20 protein-coding genes are annotated in these 19,345 nt (G+C 40.7%); all 20 read left to right on the plus strand.

Features of this window, described 5'->3' with window-relative positions; genetic code table 11:
* Positions 1-49: 49 nt before the first annotated feature.
* The 20 genes from DWW86_RS14450 to DWW86_RS14540 all read left to right on the plus strand — a co-directional run bounded on the left by DWW86_RS14450 (position 50) and on the right by DWW86_RS14540 (position 19,269).
* A complete protein-coding gene (locus DWW86_RS14450) occupies positions 50-655 on the plus strand; it encodes a helix-turn-helix domain-containing protein (RefSeq protein WP_286187738.1) in 606 nt (201 codons plus the stop codon).
* 817 nt (positions 656-1,472) lie between these two features.
* Positions 1,473-2,054, plus strand: coding sequence for an FAD-dependent oxidoreductase (locus DWW86_RS17610; protein WP_353652722.1), 582 nt, complete (start codon positions 1,473-1,475; stop codon positions 2,052-2,054).
* Complete coding sequence (locus DWW86_RS17615; protein ID WP_353652723.1) at positions 2,051-2,608, plus strand: hypothetical protein; 558 nt, start codon at positions 2,051-2,053, stop codon at positions 2,606-2,608. The genes DWW86_RS17610 and DWW86_RS17615 overlap by 4 nt, the downstream gene beginning before the upstream one ends.
* A complete protein-coding gene (locus tag DWW86_RS14460; RefSeq protein WP_117943794.1) occupies positions 2,598-3,536 on the plus strand; it encodes a glycosyltransferase in 939 nt (312 codons plus the stop codon). Before DWW86_RS17615 ends, DWW86_RS14460 begins: the two co-directional genes overlap by 11 nt.
* A gap of 13 nt (positions 3,537-3,549) precedes the next feature.
* The gene (locus DWW86_RS14465) at positions 3,550-4,479 is read left to right on the plus strand and encodes a sugar nucleotide-binding protein (RefSeq protein WP_117943795.1); all 930 of its coding nucleotides are present in this window, start codon (positions 3,550-3,552) and stop codon (positions 4,477-4,479) included.
* Between the two features lie 64 nt (positions 4,480-4,543).
* Positions 4,544-6,598: a hypothetical protein gene (locus tag DWW86_RS14470; protein ID WP_147338119.1), complete on the plus strand. Its 2,055-nt coding sequence runs from the start codon at positions 4,544-4,546 to the stop codon at positions 6,596-6,598.
* A complete protein-coding gene (locus DWW86_RS14475; protein ID WP_117943797.1) occupies positions 6,595-7,383 on the plus strand; it encodes a sugar phosphate isomerase/epimerase family protein in 789 nt (262 codons plus the stop codon). The genes DWW86_RS14470 and DWW86_RS14475 overlap by 4 nt, the downstream gene beginning before the upstream one ends.
* The gene (locus DWW86_RS14480) at positions 7,380-8,180 is read left to right on the plus strand and encodes a glycosyltransferase family 2 protein (RefSeq protein ID WP_072522232.1); all 801 of its coding nucleotides are present in this window, start codon (positions 7,380-7,382) and stop codon (positions 8,178-8,180) included. Before DWW86_RS14475 ends, DWW86_RS14480 begins: the two co-directional genes overlap by 4 nt.
* A 9-nt stretch (positions 8,181-8,189) precedes the next feature.
* Positions 8,190-8,531, plus strand: a complete 342-nt coding sequence (locus DWW86_RS14485; RefSeq protein WP_072522231.1) for an EamA family transporter — start codon at positions 8,190-8,192, stop codon at positions 8,529-8,531.
* On the plus strand, positions 8,528-8,866 hold the full coding sequence (locus tag DWW86_RS14490; RefSeq protein WP_181985368.1) for an EamA family transporter: 339 nt from the start codon (positions 8,528-8,530) through the stop codon (positions 8,864-8,866). The genes DWW86_RS14485 and DWW86_RS14490 overlap by 4 nt, the downstream gene beginning before the upstream one ends.
* 50 nt (positions 8,867-8,916) lie before the next feature.
* On the plus strand, positions 8,917-10,239 hold the full coding sequence (locus DWW86_RS14495; protein WP_117943798.1) for a Na+/H+ antiporter NhaC family protein: 1,323 nt from the start codon (positions 8,917-8,919) through the stop codon (positions 10,237-10,239).
* A gap of 135 nt (positions 10,240-10,374) precedes the next feature.
* Positions 10,375-11,016: a MerR family transcriptional regulator gene (locus DWW86_RS14500; RefSeq protein WP_117943799.1), complete on the plus strand. Its 642-nt coding sequence runs from the start codon at positions 10,375-10,377 to the stop codon at positions 11,014-11,016.
* On the plus strand, positions 10,997-11,308 hold the full coding sequence (locus tag DWW86_RS14505) for a YbjQ family protein (RefSeq protein ID WP_072522228.1): 312 nt from the start codon (positions 10,997-10,999) through the stop codon (positions 11,306-11,308). Before DWW86_RS14500 ends, DWW86_RS14505 begins: the two co-directional genes overlap by 20 nt.
* A 243-nt stretch (positions 11,309-11,551) precedes the next feature.
* On the plus strand, positions 11,552-12,889 hold the full coding sequence (locus DWW86_RS14510; protein ID WP_117943800.1) for an MATE family efflux transporter: 1,338 nt from the start codon (positions 11,552-11,554) through the stop codon (positions 12,887-12,889).
* Positions 12,890-12,893: 4 nt separating this feature from the next.
* Complete coding sequence (locus tag DWW86_RS14515) at positions 12,894-13,979, plus strand: endonuclease/exonuclease/phosphatase family protein (RefSeq protein WP_117943801.1); 1,086 nt, start codon at positions 12,894-12,896, stop codon at positions 13,977-13,979.
* 11 nt (positions 13,980-13,990) lie between these two features.
* Positions 13,991-15,118: a CdaR family transcriptional regulator gene (locus DWW86_RS14520; protein WP_117943802.1), complete on the plus strand. Its 1,128-nt coding sequence runs from the start codon at positions 13,991-13,993 to the stop codon at positions 15,116-15,118.
* A gap of 144 nt (positions 15,119-15,262) precedes the next feature.
* Positions 15,263-16,651 carry a GntP family permease gene (locus DWW86_RS14525; RefSeq protein WP_117943803.1) on the plus strand — a complete coding sequence of 463 codons (1,389 nt, stop codon included), beginning with the start codon at positions 15,263-15,265 and terminating at the stop codon, positions 16,649-16,651.
* A gap of 39 nt (positions 16,652-16,690) precedes the next feature.
* The gene (locus DWW86_RS14530) at positions 16,691-17,830 is read left to right on the plus strand and encodes a glycerate kinase family protein (protein WP_117943804.1); all 1,140 of its coding nucleotides are present in this window, start codon (positions 16,691-16,693) and stop codon (positions 17,828-17,830) included.
* 186 nt (positions 17,831-18,016) lie between these two features.
* Positions 18,017-18,808 carry a uridine phosphorylase gene (gene udp / locus DWW86_RS14535; protein WP_117943805.1) on the plus strand — a complete coding sequence of 264 codons (792 nt, stop codon included), beginning with the start codon at positions 18,017-18,019 and terminating at the stop codon, positions 18,806-18,808.
* A 41-nt stretch (positions 18,809-18,849) separates the two neighbouring features.
* The gene (locus DWW86_RS14540; RefSeq protein WP_117943806.1) at positions 18,850-19,269 is read left to right on the plus strand and encodes a cytidine deaminase; all 420 of its coding nucleotides are present in this window, start codon (positions 18,850-18,852) and stop codon (positions 19,267-19,269) included.
* Positions 19,270-19,345 lie beyond the last annotated feature (76 nt).

Raw genomic sequence — 19,345 nt, forward strand, 5'->3', positions numbered from 1 at the left:
TATTTGCAGATAACAGATTCTATATTTGATGATGAAAGGAGGAGTTGAGGTGGACCAAGTAAAAATCGGAAATTTTTTAAAAAAACTTCGCAAAGAAAAAGGCATTACACAGGAGCAGTTGGCAGAAATATTAAATGTCTCTGGAAGGACCGTATCCAGATGGGAAACCGGAAACAATATGCCGGATATCAGTATTCTTGTGGATATTGCAGATTATTATGATATCAGCATTCCTGAGATTATCAGTGGAGAAAGGAAAAGCGAGATGATGAACGAAGAAGAAAGAAAAATTGCTAAAACAATGTCAGATTATGCAACTACAGAGAAAGAGAAGATTTTTAAGGAAATGAAGCTCCAAAGTGTCATGGGAGTTTGTGCATTGGTTCTATACTGGATCCTGCATGAAACAGGTGCATATATGTATAATGATGTGTTGGGAAAGCTTGCCGGCTATTGTGAGACCTTGGTATCTGTGTCAGTCATAATGATGGCAGTATTTACGACAGGATCTTTAAGCAAGGTGCGGAGCAAGAGTAGGAAAGTTTTTGTGTTCGATAATTTCCCAAAACCTATGCAATTAGTTGTAACTGCAGTTGTTGCTTTTGGTGGAGCTGCTGTGATCAAGCTGGTACTAGTGCATTTTTTCGGCTTATAAGTATTTTCAAAGTTGCCGTGAACGGAGTGAACAGTAACTTTCCAAATTCGTATTACAGACTATGGAAAAAGAACTTTTTGACATTTTCACACATGCGTGCTAATATGATTATAGAAAAAGAGTGCTACCGATAGACGGTTAGTCCGTTTTACTATTTAGAATATCTATCAAAGATAACCGCTTAGTTTACCAGACCAGGGCGGTTATTTTTGTGGTTTATGATTATCTTTGCCTAATGTATATCCGATACTAAAGCAGGTTAAGCCGAAGCTCACCACAGCTATGAAGTCAACAATACTCATTGGCTTAGCCCTCCTTTCCAGTGGATTCTCTTTCGAGTTTCTATGTAATCAGAGGGTCACAGGTCTCCGTTTCACTTCGGTCGTTGCAAAACGAGTGCCACTGGCACTCTGCAACCCTCTGGTGAAGGACTAACCGCCTACCGTTATGGTAGCACCCATGTTTCGATTATAACAGTCAGGACAGGAATCCACAACCGGAAAGTTGCCAGTGCATAAAAATGGAGCTGTGATACCATTTTGATACTAAAATGTAAAGAGAATAAAAATATAACTCGGAAAATCGGCAATACAGGACAATATGGACACGAAAATCACAGAAAATAATGAGATTTTAAGAACCTCACAAACGTAAGATACCCCGGAACCGTAAGGTTTCCGGGGTTTTTCTGTTGGATGAAATAATATCACAAAATCTGGTAAATACTTGAAAAGTCAGGGGTTATATTATATTATAGGATAAGATTCTTATGTCTTGAAAAAGAAATAAAAAGCATAGATTTAATGAAGGGATGAAAATGAGAAAATACGATAAAATCATCATTGGGGCTGGACTTTATGGCTTATATTCAGCGTTATTTTGCTGTAGAAGAGGACAGAATGTAATTGTTTTGGAATGTGATTCGACCCCGTTCAGAAGAGCAACATACATTAATCAGGCGCGAGTTCACCAGGGTTATCATTATCCGAGATCTATATCTACAGCTATGAAATCAGCAGGATATTTTGAACGATTTAATAAAGATTATGCCTTTTGCGTGAATAAGCAATTCGATCAGATATATGCCACGTCAGCAGAGTATTCATGGTCAAATGGAAAGCAGTTTAAAGAGTTCTGCAAGGCAGCAAACATTCCGTGTGAAGAGTTACATCCCGGAAATTATTTTAAAGATGGCATGTGCGATGGGGTATTCCGAACAAGGGAATACACATATGACGCAATGATATTGAAAGACTATTTCATGGAAGAACTGGCGAAATATCCGAATTCTGTTGAAATTAAGTATGGAGTTGACATCAGGAGTATAGATAAGGATACAGACGCATTTGTCGTACATACCGCAGACGGGGGGGGGCATATCAGTCAGGATTTGTATTGAATGCAACTTATGCGGGAACAAATCAGATTTTGGATATGGTAGGATATGAGAAGTTTGGTATCAAATATGAACTTTGTGAAATCATTCTCTGCGATGTGAATGAAAAACTGAAAAATATTGGATTTACGGTCATGGATGGCCCGTTTTTTTCAATTATGCCATTTGGTAAAACTGGTTATCATTCATTAACATCAGTTACATTTACACCGCATACAACAAGCTATGATGGTGTACCTACATTTGCCTGTCAGGAAAAAAGCAATGGTTTCTGTTCGACATTCCATCTCGGAAACTGTAATGATTGTCCAGCGAAGCCGGCAACAGCATTTCCATACATGGCAAATCTGGCAAGAAAATATATGTTGGACGATTATGGATTTGAATATGTAAAATCACTTTTCTCTATGAAACCAATACTTATGAGTTCTGAGATAGATGATTCGAGACCAACAGTAATAAGAAAATTTTCGGATAAACCAACGTTTGTTGCGGTTTTATCAGGAAAAATTAATACAGTATATGATTTGGATGAGGTGTTAAGTGATGGCGAATAAAGAGAAGAATTTTGTATCTGCGGTAATATATGTACATAATGCAGAGAACAGGATAGCCCGTTTTTTAAGTACCATTATTGAGATAATGGAAAATAACTTTGAACATTCTGAAATTATCTGTGTAAATGATTCATCAGATGACAGTTCACTGCAAAAAATAAAGGAAACAAGTGAGAAAGCAAGTATTACGAGTGTTTCTGTTGTAAATATGAGCTATTTTCATGGACTTGAACTGTCCATGAATGCAGGAATTGATATGTCAATCGGAGATTTTGTTTTTGAGTTTGATAATACAATTCTTGATTTTAATCCAGATATGATAATGGAAATTTACAGAAAATCACTTACAGGATTTGATATTGTAAGTGCTTCCGCAGACCGAAAAGAAAAGTTTTCTTCTAAGATTTTTTATAAGGTCTTTGACCGGTATACAAATCTTTCATACAAGATGACGACAGAAAGCTTCAGAGTGCTGAGCCGCAGGGTCTTAAACCGTGTTGATGCAATGAATAAGACGATTCCTTACAGGAAAGCTGTGTATGCAAACTGCGGACTGAAGACTGCAAATGTGAAATATACAGTTGTGAATACAGTTGATCGCGAAACAGACAGAAAAGAAGAAAACTTCCGAACAGATCTTGCAGTTGATTCACTTCTTTTGTTTACAGAAGTGGGATATTCTTTTTCAAAATTAATGACAGTACTTATGATGATCATGTCTGTATTTATGATCATATATTCTATTACAATTTATGCAACTTCGACTCCTGTCGCTGGATGGACAACCACGATCCTGTTTCTTTCGGTTGCTTTCTTTGCGCTGTTTGGAATTTTAACAGTAATTATCAAATATTTACAACTTTTAGTAGACCTCGTATTCAAAAGAAAACAGTACAATTTTGAAAGCATAGAAAAATTAACAAAGTAAAAGGGGAATTATAATGAAAACGGCACTTGTTGGTTATACAGGGTTTGTTGGAAGTAATATATATGCAGCAGGCTCTTTTGATGGAGCATATAACTCAAAGAATATAGAGGAAGCATACGGGACAAATCCTGATCTGTTGATATATGCCGGACTCAGAGCGGAAAAATATCTGGCAAACAATGCACCTGAAAAGGATATGGAGCTGATAAAACAGGCTGAGGATAATATTACAAAGATAAACCCAAAGAAGCTTGTATTGATTTCTACAATCGATGTGTTTAAGACACCGGTAGGTGTGGACGAAAATTCAGAGATTGATACGGAAGATCTTCATGCGTACGGTTTTAACCGCTATCAACTGGAGTTATGGGTAAGAGAAAAATATCCGGATGCATTGATTATCCGACTTCCGGGACTTTTTGGAAAGAACATAAAAAAGAACTTCATCTATGATTACATAAATGTAATTCCGTTTATGCTTAAAGAGTCCAAATTCAGAGAGCTATCAGAAAAGGATTCGGATTTAAAAAAATATTATAGTCTGCAGGATAATGGTTTCTATAAAGTCGCAGTTTCAGAGCATGACAGAGAATTATTAAAAGAGAAGTTCAGAAAACTTGGCTTTTCAGCACTCAATTTTACAGACAGCCGGAGTATCTATCAGTTTTATAATCTTGGAAGGCTTTGGAATGATATTCAGATTGCACTTAAGAATAACATTACACTGTGGCATCCGGCAACGGAACCGCTTTCCGCAGGAGAACTATATCAGTATCTGACCGGAGAAGAATTCAAAAATGAACTCAATCCTGTACCTGCGAATTATGATTACAGAACTGTTCATGCAGAGGCGTTTGGTGGAAATGGTCATTATATTGAAACAAAAGAAACTGAATTAGAAGAGATAAAGGAATTTATAAACGCAGATGAAAAAGATAAATAAGAAAAAAACATTTTTTTGGCTTGCCTCAGTAATAATAATTATGTATATGATACTGATGGGACCAATGGACATATTCAGAACCGGCTATTTCAGAGAAGAAGTAGATTTAAGCCAGATTTTAGAAAGCGATTATCAGGGAGAAATAGATCTTGCAGATCAAGATTATGATATGGTTTTTTCACCGAAAAAACCGTATATGACCGGAATTGAATTATATTTTAAAAACCAGCCGTCTAAAAATTCAGGAGAGATCAAGGTAAATATTGCAGATGAGAAGGGGAATACAAAAGACACCGTTCTTATTGATCTGAGTACTGTGAGAGGAGATTCCTGGTACAAAGTTTATACATCGGCAGATCTTAAGCAGGGGCAAAAATACAAACTGACTGTTTCAGCAAAAAACTGTGAGGTAACTCCGCATTTACAGAAAGTGAAAAAGTCATATCTGCCGGCGGAAAATGTCGAGGGTGACGCACTCATATCATTTGCATATAAGCACTCCACATTTACATTTCAAAATAAAGCTCTGATCTGTATGTTTTTGATAGCTTTATGGCTGTTTTTAGCATACAAAACATTTGATATTAAAGGGAAGAAATGTTTTGGAATTGCAGCTGTTATATTGTTTATGACTACTGTTCTTGCATGGAATTACGAGTATAATTCTATAGATAGTGAAAACAAGAAATACGAAGGATTCCAGGCGAACAGTGAATCACTGGTATTGGGAATGATATATGCAGATAAAGATGGAGAATATTTCAGAAATGAATCCGACGCAGGATTTGGATTAGGAGGATATTGCAATTTAAAAGGCTGGCTGAGAAATTCTCGAACAGATAACTATATAACAGATGATGACTGGTATAATGGTTATTCGCGGACAGAGTGCGCGATAAAAGTGACTATGAATCCGTATAGTCTGGAAGTTGCAACAGCCGGAAACTGGATACAGTTTGCGGACGGCTCTAAAAGAGAAATTATTGATATTTCAGATGACGGAACCAATATCATAATGAAATTAGATGGCGAAGGAATATCCTATGGAAAGAATGGTTCGTTAGACAATGCCATTTTCTTAAATGCCAAAGGAGAGCAGTTCCACAAAAGTCTGCTTCAGGCATATAGAAGCCAGTATGGACTTCAGGGAAAAGTGTTTAAACATTTGGCTCGCCTGATCGGAAACAGAGGAATAGTTTCAAATCTGAACCTGTTATGTTGTGTCATTACAGCATTTGTTTTTTCTGTGATGGTTGTATTACTTGCAAAAAAATATAATGAAATATTGGCAGCTTGTTTCTTTGTAACGTTCTGGCTGTCGCCGTGGATCATAAATTTTGCGAGAAATTTGTATTGGGTAGAGTTTACCTGGTTCATTCCTATGGCAGTCGGAATATTCTGTGCATGGAAGATTTCAAGCAGAAAATGCAGAATCGCAAGCTACGTCATGGCATATATTGCAATTACCGCAAAGTGCCTTTGTGGATATGAATATATTTCTGCGATCATGATGGGGCTTATTGCATTTTTACTTGCTGATCTTGTAAAGGCAGTAGCAGATAAAGACAAAGATAAAATTAAACTGGAAGTACGGACGATTTTAATAATTGGAATCGTTGCTGTGTGTGGTTTTGCGACAGCTATATGTATGCATGCTCCATTAAGAGGAAATGGTGATCTGATTGCAGGAATCAAAAGCATTTTTGAGCAAGATGTCCTCAGAAGAACCGTAGGAGGAGATTTAAATGAATTTTTCACATCTTACTGGGATTCATTTAATGCTTCAGTCTGGACTGTATTTTGTCAGTATTTCCATTTCTCTACAGAAGTAATTACAGGAATTGGAGGTAATCTGTTCCCGATACTTTGCGTAATCCCACTTTGTATATTTGGGGCAGAGGCAAGGAATAAACATCTGAATGTTGAGTTATTTGCGATGTATATTATCTTTTTCCTGACTGCAGAATCATGGTTTATTCTTGCTAAGTCACATTCATATATACATACACATATGAATTATGTTTTATGGTATTTTGGATTTATCCAGATTTGTTTTTATATTATTGTAAACAAAATGGTACAGGCATTCAAATCGGCAAAGGAAAGAAATTATAAATGAGACTTTCAATTTCAAATATCGGATGGGTCAGTGAGTCTGACGAACAGATTTATAAAATAATGAAGAAACTGGATTTTCGGGGATTGGAGATAGCGCCGACCAGAATATTCCCTGAAAGTCCGTATGACAAATTAGAAGATGCAAAAAAGTGGAGCGAAAGCCTGAAAAATGAGTATGGTTTTTGCGTTCCATCCATGCAGTCTATCTGGTATGGCAGACAGGAAAAAATCTTCCATTCACCGGAGGATAGAGAGGCACTGACAGAATATACAAAAAAAGCAATCGATTTTGCAGCAGCAATCGGCTGTGGTAATCTGGTGTTTGGCTGTCCGAGAAACAGAAATATTGAGGGAGAGTATGATCCTGACGTAGCAACTGATTTTTTCAGAACTATTGGAGATTATGCAGCCAGCAGGGGAACAACAATTGGTATGGAGGCAAATCCGCCAATATACAATACCAATTTTATTAATGACACAGTATCTGCGATAGAGTTGATTGAACAGGTCGGATCTGATGGATTTAAGTTGAATTTAGATCTGGGAACAGTTATTCAGAATGGGGAGAACCTGTCAGAACTGATAGGAAAAGTTTCTGTCATTAACCATGTACATATCAGTGAGCCGGGCTTAAAACCGGTCGAAGAAAGAAAGCTTCATTCTGAATTAAGAGATATTTTAGTGAAAGAGAATTATCAGGGTTTTGTTTCCATTGAGATGGGAAAAGTAGATGACATATATTTATTAGAAGAAAAAATGAAATATGTGAAGGAGATTTTTTCATGATTTATGAAAAACAGCCAGGGGTGCCTAAATTTGAGTGCTTCGAATATGAAAAAAGAAAAAAAGATTATGTTGTCTTAATACCGATCATCAACGAAGGTGAACGTATAAAAAAAGAACTGCAGCGTGCTGCAAAGTATAAAGTTTCTGAATATGCAGATATCGTAATATGTGATGGAGGTTCTTCTGATGGTTGTACAGAAGAATCTAAACTTAAGAGTCTGCAGGTAAATACTCTTCTGGTCAAACAGGATGTCGGCAAACAGGGCGCTCAGCTTCGAATGGGCATATGGTGGGCTTTGCAGCGTGGGTATGAAGGTATTATTACAATTGATGGTAATAATAAGGATAGTATTGAAGATGTACCCAATTTCATTGAAAAGCTGAAAGAAGGCTATGATCTGATTCAGGGTTCTCGTTTTATTAAAGGCGGAAAAGCAATTAATACCCCGTTTATCAGAACGGTATCGGTCAAACTGATTCATGCTCCGATCATTTCACTGACAGCGCATCAGCGCTTTACAGATACAACAAATGCGTACAGAGCATATTCAAGAAGATATTTAACAGATGAGAGAGTGCAGCCATTACGTGATGTTTTTATGACTTATGAACTTTTGGCATATCTTTCTGTCAGAGCAACCCAGATTGGATACAAAGCCTGTGAGATTCCGGTAAAAAGGGCATATCCGAAAACCGGAAAAACACCTACAAAAATCAGCTTTTTTAAAGGCAATTCAGAATTGATGTCAATTTTGCTTAAGAATGCCAGAGGGGCATATAATCCGAAACAGAGGTAGATGAGATAAATGTTGGAATCATTTCAAAAAAATAAAAAAGGCATCTTATTGATGCTGGTTTCTTCTATATGTGTCTGTGTTGGACAGTTATTATGGAAGCTTTCCGCTGCGCAGGGAATCATAGTAATGCTGGCTGGCTTCTGCTTCTATGGAGTGGGAGCACTGGTTATGATCATTGCCTATAAATATGGAAAACTTTCCGTACTTCAGCCGATGTTAAGTCTGAATTATGTACTCAGTATATTTCTGGCAGCGGCAGTTCTGAAAGAACAAATTACATTATTAAAGAGTATAGGTGTCCTGATTATTATTGCGGGTGTCATACTGATAGCAGGAGGTGACGAGGAATGATGATTTATTTTGGAGAACTTCTTGTTATGACGCTGCTTGGATCTGTCGCTTCTTTATTTTTAAAAAGAGCTTCAGGAGAAGCAGGCATTATAGCTATGCTTAAAAATATAAACCTTTATGTGGGCGGTTTCTTATATCTTCTGTCAGCGGTGATCAATATCTGGGTACTCAAATGGCTGGATTATTCAGTGGTTTTGCCATTAACTTCGCTGACATATATATGGACGATGGTACTGGCATATTTAATCCTGAAAGAAAAAATCACAAAAAAGAAAATAGCGGGTGTGATTTTAATATTGATTGGTGCGGTTTGTGTTTCTATGTGGGAAGCTTAGCCTTCCCGTTTTTTTTACTATATTTAATAAATGGAGAAGGGATTTTGATAATGAAGAAAGAAAAAGGCAATGCCATTGCACTTCTGCCGATCGGGATATTTCTTGTATTGTATCTTGGACTGGGTATTTTATTTGAATATGTAATGAAAATTCCGATGGGATTTTATAATGTACCGATCGTTGTTGCGTTTCTTGCGGCAATTCTGGCCGCATGTCTGCAGAATCGAAAAGTAGATTTTGATAAAAAACTGGAACTCATGGCGCGTGGTGTCGGGGACAAAAATATCATCACAATGCTTCTGATTTTTCTTGCAGCCGGCTCTTTTGTCGGTGTAGTAGGAAGAAGCAGTGCGGAAAGTGTGGCATACTGCATGTTGACACTGATTCCGGCAAGATTCTCCGTGGCGGTATTATTTGTCGTGGCTTGTTTTGTCTCTGTGGCAATGGGAACTTCCGTAGGAACGATCACTTTGCTTGTACCGATTGCGGCAGCAGTCTCAAAAGCATCCGGTTTTGATCTTGCATTTTGTGTGGCATCGGTCATAGGCGGAGCAATGTTTGGAGATAACCTGTCGTTTATCTCGGATACGACGATTGCGGCATGCAACGGACAGGGATGTGAGATGAAAGATAAATTCCGGGAGAATTTCTGGATCGCATTTCCTGCGGCAGTCGTAACCCTGGCCGTGATTCTCATTCTTTCCTTTCAGACGGAAATTAAAGGACATGTTACACAGTCTTATCATCTGCTTCAGGTGCTTCCGTATGTACTGGTGCTGATCGGGGGAATTGTCGGAATCAATGTGTTTGTGGTTCTTTTGACCGGTATTGTGTCGGGTGCAGTCATTATGCTTGCCGGAGGCCATATCACACCGGTGGAACTTCTGACAAACATGGGTTCTGGTGTATCCGGAATGTTCGAGACATGTATGGTGGCAATTTTGGTTGCGGCTATGTGTGCTCTGATTCGTGAATATGGTGGATTTGATGCGCTGCTTGGATGGATTCACAAGATTTTTCGAGGCAAAAAAGGCGGGCAGCTTGGCATGGGACTTCTGGTTGGTGCGATGGATATTGCGACGGCAAACAACACGGTTGCAATTGTGATGGCAAATCCAATCGCGAAAGAAATGGCACAGGAGTATGACATTACACCACGAAAGACAGCATCAATCCTTGACACATTTTCCTGTATCTTTCAGGGAATCATTCCATATGGAGCACAGATGCTCGTGGCAATCTCAGCGGTCAATGAGCTGGGCGGCGAAATTTCCGCTTTCCAGATCATGCCGAAGCTTTATTATCCGATGTTTCTTCTGCTGGCATCCATTGTTACGATATTAAAGAGTGACAGACAGCAGGGTTCTTTGTAAAAGCGGCATGGACATATAAAAGTAAAGAAATTTGAAAAAATACTTGACCTTCCACCTTATGGAAGCTGTATAAAACAGATACAGACAGCGATGTGAATGGTTTCCGGGGCTGTCAGGAAAGTAAGAGGTAGCAGTATGAAAATCAAACAGGTGGAAGAGCTGGTAGGAATCACAAGAAAAAATATCCGTTTTTATGAAGATCAGAGATTACTCAATGTAGCCCGTGCAGAGAACGGATACAGGGAATATCATCAGGCAGATGTCGATCGGCTTATGGAAATTAAACTGTTCCGCAAGATGGATATTTCCATAGAAGAAATGAAAGCTCTCTTCGAAAAAAAGAAAAGCCTGCAGATCTGCCTCGAACAGCATCTGAAGGAACTGGAACACCGTAAGGAAGGTCTTTCGAAGATGCAGGATATCTGCGAACGCCTGATACTGGAACACCGGTCACTGGATTCTCTTAATGCAGAGGACTGTCTGGAAGAAATTGAGCAGATGGAGAAAGAAGGTGCAAAGTTTATGGATATAAACAAAATGGATATCCATAAGAAAAAAAGAAACGGGGCGATCATTGGTGCGGCAGTTATGGTATTGCTTATGCTGATTACGATCGTAATCGTATTCTGGGCAAACACACAGGATCCGATTCCGCTGGGAATGCTTCTGCTTATAGCAGGGATTCCGGCAGTAATTATTGTGGGAACGCTCGTAGCACTTGCAGGAAGAATGAAAGAGATCGAAGGAGGAGAAGAGGATGAAGCTTCTAAGTATTGAATATATTCCGGGTGTGGAGTTTGAGCCGCTTGGAATCGTAAAAGGAACAGTTGTACAGACAAAAAACGTCGGCAGAGATTTTATGGCAGGCATGAAAACACTGGTTGGCGGTGAAATCGTCGGTTATACGGAAATGCTGAACGAGGCAAGACAGATTGCCACGAAGCGTATGGTTGATGAGGCAAAAGAGATGGATGCCGATGCAGTGATCGGTGTGAAATATGGTTCTTCTCAGGTCATGGCAGGGGCGGCAGAGGTGATTGCCTACGGAACAGCGGTAAAATATAAATAAACATTAAAAATGAAATGCAGGGAAGTATAGTTCTAATATACTATCCTGCATTTTGTGATTCCAACGACTAAGAAGACGATTGCTATAGCACGGGTCAACCAATTTATGAGTGGTAAATTGGTGTGATTTGGAAATATGCTTATAACTATTGCTTATAACTATGAATTTTTCTGATGAAAATATAGATTAAACCATGTATAATAGGACTAATGGGTGAAGAATAAAACGGATGAGGGAAAGAGAATGGAAGGGAATTTAACAAAAGGTCCTATTTTGAAAACACTGACGAAACTTGCCATCCCAATCATGGCATCTTCGTTTCTTGGGACTTTATATAATATCACAGATATGGCATGGATCGGACTGCTGGGATCAAAAGCAGTTGCAGGAGTTGGAGTCGGCGGTATGTTTACATGGCTTTCGCAGGGACTTGCGGCTATGGCGAGGATGGGCGGACAGGTGCAGGTGGCACAGTGCATTGGACGCGGCGAACGTGACAGAGCCCATGGTTTTGCACAGGCAGCAGTGCAGCTTGCGACACTTATGGGAATGGCATACGCGGTCATTTCGCTTTTGTTTACACGGCAGATGGTTGCATTTTTTCAGTTGACGGATCCGGAGGCACAGACCGCAGCCCTATCCTACACCAAGATTGCATGCGGACTGATTGTATTTTCATTTCTGACGCTGACAATGACAGGGTTGTATACGGCACAGGGTGATTCGAAGACACCGTTTCTGGCCAACCTGATCGGACTTATTACAAATATGATTCTTGATCCGGTGCTGATCCTTGGACCGGGACCGTTTCCGAAGCTTGGAGTAGTCGGTGCTGCAATCGCAACAGTGACAGCTCAGGCGATTGTTATGACGATGATGATCCTTGGTGTGATCATACAAAAGAAAGAAAATGTATTAAAGGGAATCCGGTTGACGGCAAAGATACCGAAAGAATATCTTGGCGGACTCTGCAGGATTGGCATTCCAACTGCAATTCAGGGTATGGCTTACTGTGCGATTTCCATGGTACTGACGCGAATGGTATCTGCCTACGGTGCCGAAGCCGTTGCCACGCAGAGAGTCGGCGGACAGATCGAATCTATTTCATGGAATACGGCGGATGGTTTTGCGGCAGCGCTGAATGCCTTTATTGCCCAAAACTATGGTGCAGGAAAGATGGACCGTGTCCGTAAGGGATATCGCGCGTCTCTGTGGACGGTAGGTATCTGGGGACTGCTGATCAGCTTCGTATTTATCTGTTTTCCTCAGGCAATTGCAGATATCTTTTTTCATGAACCGAAAGCAGTCGCAACGGCTGTCGGCTATCTGGTGATCATTGGTTTCAGTGAGGCTTTTATGTGCGTGGAACTGACGACCGTCGGGGCCTTGTCCGGACTTGGCAGGACGAGACTTTGCAGTATCATCAGTATTACCTTTACCAGCGCAAGAATTCCACTTGCAATCATACTGGGTGGTCTGATCGGACTCAGCGGAATCTGGTGGGCACTTTCCGTGACATCAATCATAAAAGGAATCATATTTACCTGTACATTTTTGTGGATAACGAAGAAACGAGGATAAAACCATGAAAACAGTGAAAAAAATTTTTAAGATCATTGGTATCATCATTGGCATTCTTGTAATTGCGCTTCTTGCATATCTTATTTATCTTTATGCGAGCTATCATCGAATCGAAGACAATCTGCCGCTTGAGGTGGAGTCCCGCGTGGAGCAGGCAGATGCGAAACTTACAACAGGCAAAGAGTATTCTGCACTTACATACAATATCGGTTTTGGGGCATATACTCCGGATTTCAGCTTCTTTATGGATGGCGGGAAATCTTCCTGGGCAAAGAGTAAAGACAGCGTTCTTGAGACAGTTCAGGGAGCCGGAGAACTGGTGGCATCCTATGATCCGGATTTTGCATTGATCGAAGAAGTAGATCTGGATTCTACAAGAAGCTATCATGTGAATGAATATTCTGTTCTGAAAGACTGTATGTCAGATTATGACTGCGTATTTGCACAGAATTATGATTCTGCGTTTCTGTTTTATCCATTTACACAGCCGCATGGCAGCAGTAAATCCGGGCTTGCGCTGTTTTCCAGATATCCGGTGACGGATTCTCTGCGAAGGAGTTTCCCGGTATCCACTTCTTTCAGCAAGTTTTTTGATCTGGACCGCTGCTACAGCATCTCTCGTGTTCCGGTTGACAACGGAAAAGAACTGGTGATTTTTGAACTTCATATGTCTGCGTATGGAAATAGTGACGAGATCCGGGAAGGCCAGATCCGGATGCTTACGGCAGATATGAAGAAAGAATACGATGCAGGTAATTATGTGCTTTGTGGAGGTGATTTTAACCATGATCTGAAGGCGGCTGAGGACGATTCCGCAGAGCGAGAATCATGGGCATATCCGTTTCCGAGAGCAGAACTTCCGGATCATTTTTCTTTCTGTATTGACCAGTTGAGTGATGAAGAGTGTGCTTCCCTGTGGGACAGTGCACGTAATGCAGATATGGAATATATTCCGGGCGAGACATATACAGTTACACTGGATGGATTTATTGTTTCTGACAATATTGAATGTCTGAAATATGAAAATATCAATACCGGTTATTCTTACTCAGACCATGATCCGGTATATGTACAGTTTAAATTAAAGTAAGGTGACATGACATGTTAGAAGAGACACTTGCAAAGAAACTGATTGAAAGAGTCAGTGAGTACACCAGTTATAATGTCAACATCATGAACGAGGACGGAATCATCATTGCCAGTGTTGATCCGAAGAGAGTCGGCACTTTTCATGAGGCAGCTTACGTGATCACGCATAATGACCGTGATGTTATCATGGTGGAGGATTCCGAAGAATATGAGGGAACTGCACCGGGAATTAACATGGTCATCCAGATCGATGGAAAAAGAATTGGCGTGGTCGGGGTTTCGGGGAAGCCCGAAGAAATCCGGCCGGTCGCAAATATCACGAAGATGGCGATCGAGGTACTGATTAAATACGAGAGGCAGAAATTACAGTCTATCCGCAGACAGACGAAGAAAGAACGCTTTATTGAGATGATCACTTCCGAAGACCATGCAGATCCGAAAGGGCTCCGTCGCCTTGCAGAGGAACTGCAGTACCGCGAAGACATTATCCGTATCCCAATTCTCTGCTGTCTGGAGCAGCCACAGTATCAGAAGGATTTTCTGGAATCTGTCAAAAAAGGCAGGCTCCATAAAAGCGAGGATATCAGTTTTGCACTCGATGAAAAATATATACTGATTTTTAAGACCATGGATTCCACAGAAAAAAGAATGTTCGCGGAGTATAAGTACATTCTGGCGGAATATCTGCAGGGTACGCTTCAGTGGATGCAGAGAGAGGGAATCGTGTGCCGGTTTTATATCGGTACGTTTCAGGACAGCTTTTTAAAATATCATTATGCGTACCGGCATTGCAGGTGGCTTGAAAAGAATACAAAAAGCAGGCACAACAGTGTTTATTTTTACGATCATATCTGTGATTTCGTTCAGTCGATCGTACCAGAGGATGAACTGGATCATATCTTTAATGTATATAGAAAGATTTTGCCGGAAGATATGCAGAACAGCTGTAAAGAACTGATCAACACGCTGGTAGATACAAACTTTAACACGGCGAAGGCATCCGAAGCTTTGTATATGCACAAAAATACTTTCCTTTATCAGTATAATAAAATCCGTGATGTACTGAATGTCAATCCACAGAGTTCATATGAGGATAAGTGGTTTTTGATCTTTTTACAGCTCTTCTTGCGAAAAAAATAATACAAACATCTGTTTTGGTATCAGAGAACAAAAATTGCGCAATGATTTGTGTCAGAATACTTTGAAATCCTTTTCTTAGTTTGCTAAAATTCATGTCATTAATGAAAAACCTGATGTAAACAAATGAGAAAAGGGGGAGTTAGTATGACAGGTTTTCCACTTATCATCGCGTTTGTTATCGCGATAATATTAATGATTGTAGCAATTTCAAAGTTCAAGATTCATCCGTTTATTTCCATCATGACCGTATCATTGTTACTCGGTCTGGTTGCCGGAATTCCGCTTGTGAATCAGACAGCAGATGACGGAACTGTAACGCTTGGTCTTGCAAATGTTATCGGACAGGGCTTTTCCGGAACATTCACCAGTATCGGTATCGTAATCATTCTCGGTGCACTCATCGGTACAATTCTTGAAAAAACCGGTGCCGCACTGAAACTGGCAGATATAGTTATCCATATCGTTGGTAAAAACCATCCGGAACTGGCCATGGAACTGATGGGCTGGGTTGTATCTATCCCGGTATTCTGTGACTCCGGTTTCGTTATCCTGAACCCGATCAGAAAAGCACTTGTAAACCGTACCGGTGCATCTTCCGTTGCAATGACAATCGGACTTTCTTCCGGTCTGTACATCGCGCATGTATTTATCCCGCCGACACCTGGCCCGATTGCAGCAGCATCTACTATGGGCGTTGGTGATAACCTTCTTCTGGTTATGGGACTTGGTGCTCTTTGCTCCATCCTTCCGCTGATTGCAGGTTATTTCTTTGCAAAATATATCGGAAAAAAAGTACAGGCAGATGATGAAGCAAATGCAAATGATGTGAAGAAAACATATGAAGAACTTGTTGCTGAATACGGTAAACTTCCGGGAAGCTTTAATGCGGTCGCTCCGATCCTTGTACCGATTATCCTGATGGCACTTGGTTCTATCGCAAGCATGGCAGGACTTACGGGAACAGCAAATGACATTCTTCAGTTCTTTGGAACACCGATCATCGCTCTGGCAGTTGGTACGATCTTTGCAATTGTTCAGCTTTCCGGTGCAGGCAAGATGGCAGATTTTTATGATATTACAAATGAAACACTGAAAACTGTAGGACCAATCCTGTTTGTAACAGCAGCAGGTGGTGTACTTGGTAAAGTAATATCTTCTACAGATATGATCAACTACATTACACAGAATGCAGCACTGCTTGAGAAGATTGGTATCTTCTTCCCATTCATTCTTGCAGCAATCCTGAAAACAGCACAGGGATCTTCTACAGTTGCAATCACAACAACTGCAGGTATTGTAGCTCCGATCCTTACTGTTCTCGGACTTGGAACACCGGTTCGTACCGCTCTGGCAGTTATGGCTATCGGCGCAGGAGCAATGACCGTATCCCATGCAAACGATTCCTATTTCTGGGTTGTTACAAACTTTGGTGGAATGACACCAGAAAAAGGTTATAAAACGCAGACCGTTGCTACCCTGATTCTTGGTATCAGTTCAATGGTTGAAATCTTTATATTATCTCTGTTCTTATAATCAGAGAACCAAAAATTGTATCTTGAGAGGAGACATCCAATGAAGTTTTTATTTGCGTCAGATTCTTTTAAAGGAACCCTGTCTTCTCCGAAAACAGCAGAATTACTCACATGTGCAGCCCGGGAGATTTTTCCGGACTGCATATGTGACAGCATAGAAGTTGCGGATGGCGGAGAAGGTACGACAGATGCAGTTCTTTCGGCAGTAAACGGCAAAAGCAGTTCACTGAAAGTGCATGGACCATTGTGGGAAGAACTTACCTGCAGTTACGGAATGCTGGATGAAAAAAGAGCAGTCATGGAAATGGCAGCAGCATCCGGACTTCCACTGGTACCGGATGAAAAAAGAGATCCACGATATACAACTTCCTATGGAACCGGCGAAATGATCCTGGACGCTTTAAATAAAGGCTTCCGTGATATTTCCATAGCAATCGGCGGTTCTGCAACAAACGATGGCGGAATCGGCTGCATCCGCGCACTGGGTGTACGTTTCCTTGATGAAAACGGGGAAGAGCTGAAAGGTTGTGGCGAAGATCTGATCAAAATCCGCAAGATTGATGTATCCGATATGAATCCGCTTGTAAAAGAATGCAATTTCACGGTAATGTGTGACGTGACCAATCCTCTGTGCGGAAAAGACGGTGCGACTTATACATTCGGAAAACAAAAAGGTGCAACACCTGAGATTCAGGATGAGCTGGAAAAAGGAATGCAGAACTATCGTGATATCCTGAAAGCACAGTTTGGTGTCGATATGGACCAGATAGAAGGTGCCGGAGCAGCAGGCGGACTTGGAGCAGCACTGATGGTTTTCCTGAAGGGAATGTTGAAATCAGGAATTGAAACAGTACTTGATCTGGTTGATTTTGACAAACGTCTGGAAGGCGTTGATATAGTTGTCACCGGTGAGGGTGCGACCGACTGGCAGTCTGTATTCGGCAAAGTCATGCAGGGCGTCGGCATGCACTGCAAGGCACATAACATTCCGGCAGTGGCAATCGTAGGCAGCATGGGAAAAGGTGCTGAAGACATTTTCGATTATGGAATTGAATCGATGATCACAACGATCAACGGAGTGATGACACTTCCCGAGGCACTGGAAAATGCGGAGGAACTTTACCTTTGCGCAGCAAGAAGAATGTTCCGTATGCTGCGCGCAGGAAGCAGACTTGCATAAAGAATAACATATGGTTTTATAAGAAAGAATGCTGTACGAGAGAAAATCGTACAGCTTTTTTTCTTTCCGGCAGGCGGAAATAGGAACACAGCGCAGAAATGGATGGTTGAAAAAGCTTTCAATGGCATTTATACTTAATATAGATTAAATGATTGTTCTTATCAACCGGAAAAGGAGAAAGCGAACATGAAAAATTATTCTGAAGATGCAAGCAAACAGTATCATATTCAGGTAGGTCAGGGTGAGGTTGGCCGTTACGTAATTTTGCCGGGAGACCCGAAACGCTGCAAAAAGATCGCGGAGTATTTTGATGATCCGGTTTTTGTAGCAGACAACAGAGAATATGTAACTTATACAGGAACACTGGACGGCGTAAAAGTAAGTGTAACTTCTACCGGTATCGGCGGCCCGTCAGCTTCAATCGCAATGGAAGAGCTTTATCGCTGCGGAGCAGACACCTTTGTCCGCATCGGAACCTGTGGTGGTATGCAGCTGGAAGTAAAGAGCGGTGATGTGGTTGTTGCAACAGGCGCTATCCGTATGGAAGGTACCAGTAAGGAGTATGCTCCGATCGAATTTCCGGCAGTGGCCAATCTGGAAGTGATCAACGCACTTGTGGAAGGTGCAAAGAGAGAACACTGTGAATTTCATACAGGCGTAGTACAGTCTAAAGATTCATTTTACGGCCAGCATGAACCGGAAGTAAAACCGGTCAGCTATGAACTGATGAATAAATGGGAAGCATGGAAACGTCTTGGCTGTCTTGCTTCTGAGATGGAATCTGCGGCACTGTTTGTTGTGGCAAATTATTTAAGGGTACGTGCAGGAGCCTGCTTTCTTGTGATTGCCAATCAGGAAAGAGAAAAATCAGGACTGGAAAACCCGGTAGTGCATGACACGGACAAAGCAATCAAAGTTGCAGTAGAGGCAGTCCGTGAACTCATTCGTGCAGATAAAGAACAGGAAAAAAGAAAATAAAACCTGATGGTTCAGAGAGACTCAGAAAGGCAGGCAGAATTATGGACAAAAAACAGATTGAAGAAATGATCGATTTGGCGATTAAGCAGTTGGATTATTCTTATGTACCGTATTCCCATTTTCATGTGGGAGCGGCACTTCTGGCAAAGAATGGAACATATTATACAGGGTGCAATATTGAAAATGCAGCTTATACGCCAACAAACTGTGCTGAAAGAACAGCTTTTTTTAAGGCAGTCAGCGAAGGGGTAAAAGAATTTGAAGCTATCTGTATTGTGGGTGGTAAGGATGGAATCCTGACAGAGTATGCAGCACCGTGTGGTGTGTGCAGACAGGTAATGATGGAGTTTTGTGATCCGAAAACATTTAAGATTATTCTGGCAGTCAGCAAAGATAAATATGATGTCTTTACCTTAAATGAACTTTTTCCACTTGGATTTGGACCGGATGATCTGGCATAGATTATAATAGCATAAAAGAGGTGACAAACTATAAATAGTCAATAGTTTTTGGAAGAAAAATTATGATTAAAAAAGG

The sequence above is a fragment of the Ruminococcus sp. AF17-22AC genome (assembly GCF_003460065.1).
GTDB lineage: Bacteria > Bacillota > Clostridia > Lachnospirales > Lachnospiraceae > Blautia_A.

Excerpts from the sequence above, each read along its gene's own strand:
- DWW86_RS14515 (WP_117943801.1), top strand. The coding sequence starts at position 12,894 with ATGAAAACAGTGAAAAAAATTTTTAAGATCATTGGTATCATCATTGGC.
- DWW86_RS14485 (WP_072522231.1), top strand. The coding sequence starts at position 8,190 with ATGTTGGAATCATTTCAAAAAAATAAAAAAGGCATCTTATTGATGCTG.
- DWW86_RS14520 (WP_117943802.1), top strand. The coding sequence starts at position 13,991 with ATGTTAGAAGAGACACTTGCAAAGAAACTGATTGAAAGAGTCAGTGAG.
- DWW86_RS14540 (WP_117943806.1), top strand. The coding sequence starts at position 18,850 with ATGGACAAAAAACAGATTGAAGAAATGATCGATTTGGCGATTAAGCAG.
- DWW86_RS14505 (WP_072522228.1), top strand. The coding sequence starts at position 10,997 with ATGAAGCTTCTAAGTATTGAATATATTCCGGGTGTGGAGTTTGAGCCG.
- DWW86_RS14495 (WP_117943798.1), top strand. The coding sequence starts at position 8,917 with ATGAAGAAAGAAAAAGGCAATGCCATTGCACTTCTGCCGATCGGGATA.
- DWW86_RS14470 (WP_147338119.1), top strand. The coding sequence starts at position 4,544 with ATGGACATATTCAGAACCGGCTATTTCAGAGAAGAAGTAGATTTAAGC.
- DWW86_RS14460 (WP_117943794.1), top strand. The coding sequence starts at position 2,598 with ATGGCGAATAAAGAGAAGAATTTTGTATCTGCGGTAATATATGTACAT.
- DWW86_RS14490 (WP_181985368.1), top strand. The coding sequence starts at position 8,528 with ATGATGATTTATTTTGGAGAACTTCTTGTTATGACGCTGCTTGGATCT.
- DWW86_RS14475 (WP_117943797.1), top strand. The coding sequence starts at position 6,595 with ATGAGACTTTCAATTTCAAATATCGGATGGGTCAGTGAGTCTGACGAA.
- DWW86_RS14500 (WP_117943799.1), top strand. The coding sequence starts at position 10,375 with ATGAAAATCAAACAGGTGGAAGAGCTGGTAGGAATCACAAGAAAAAAT.
- DWW86_RS14530 (WP_117943804.1), top strand. The coding sequence starts at position 16,691 with ATGAAGTTTTTATTTGCGTCAGATTCTTTTAAAGGAACCCTGTCTTCT.
- DWW86_RS14510 (WP_117943800.1), top strand. The coding sequence starts at position 11,552 with ATGGAAGGGAATTTAACAAAAGGTCCTATTTTGAAAACACTGACGAAA.
- udp (WP_117943805.1), top strand. The coding sequence starts at position 18,017 with ATGAAAAATTATTCTGAAGATGCAAGCAAACAGTATCATATTCAGGTA.
- DWW86_RS14465 (WP_117943795.1), top strand. The coding sequence starts at position 3,550 with ATGAAAACGGCACTTGTTGGTTATACAGGGTTTGTTGGAAGTAATATA.
- DWW86_RS17610 (WP_353652722.1), top strand. The coding sequence starts at position 1,473 with ATGAGAAAATACGATAAAATCATCATTGGGGCTGGACTTTATGGCTTA.
- DWW86_RS14480 (WP_072522232.1), top strand. The coding sequence starts at position 7,380 with ATGATTTATGAAAAACAGCCAGGGGTGCCTAAATTTGAGTGCTTCGAA.
- DWW86_RS14525 (WP_117943803.1), top strand. The coding sequence starts at position 15,263 with ATGACAGGTTTTCCACTTATCATCGCGTTTGTTATCGCGATAATATTA.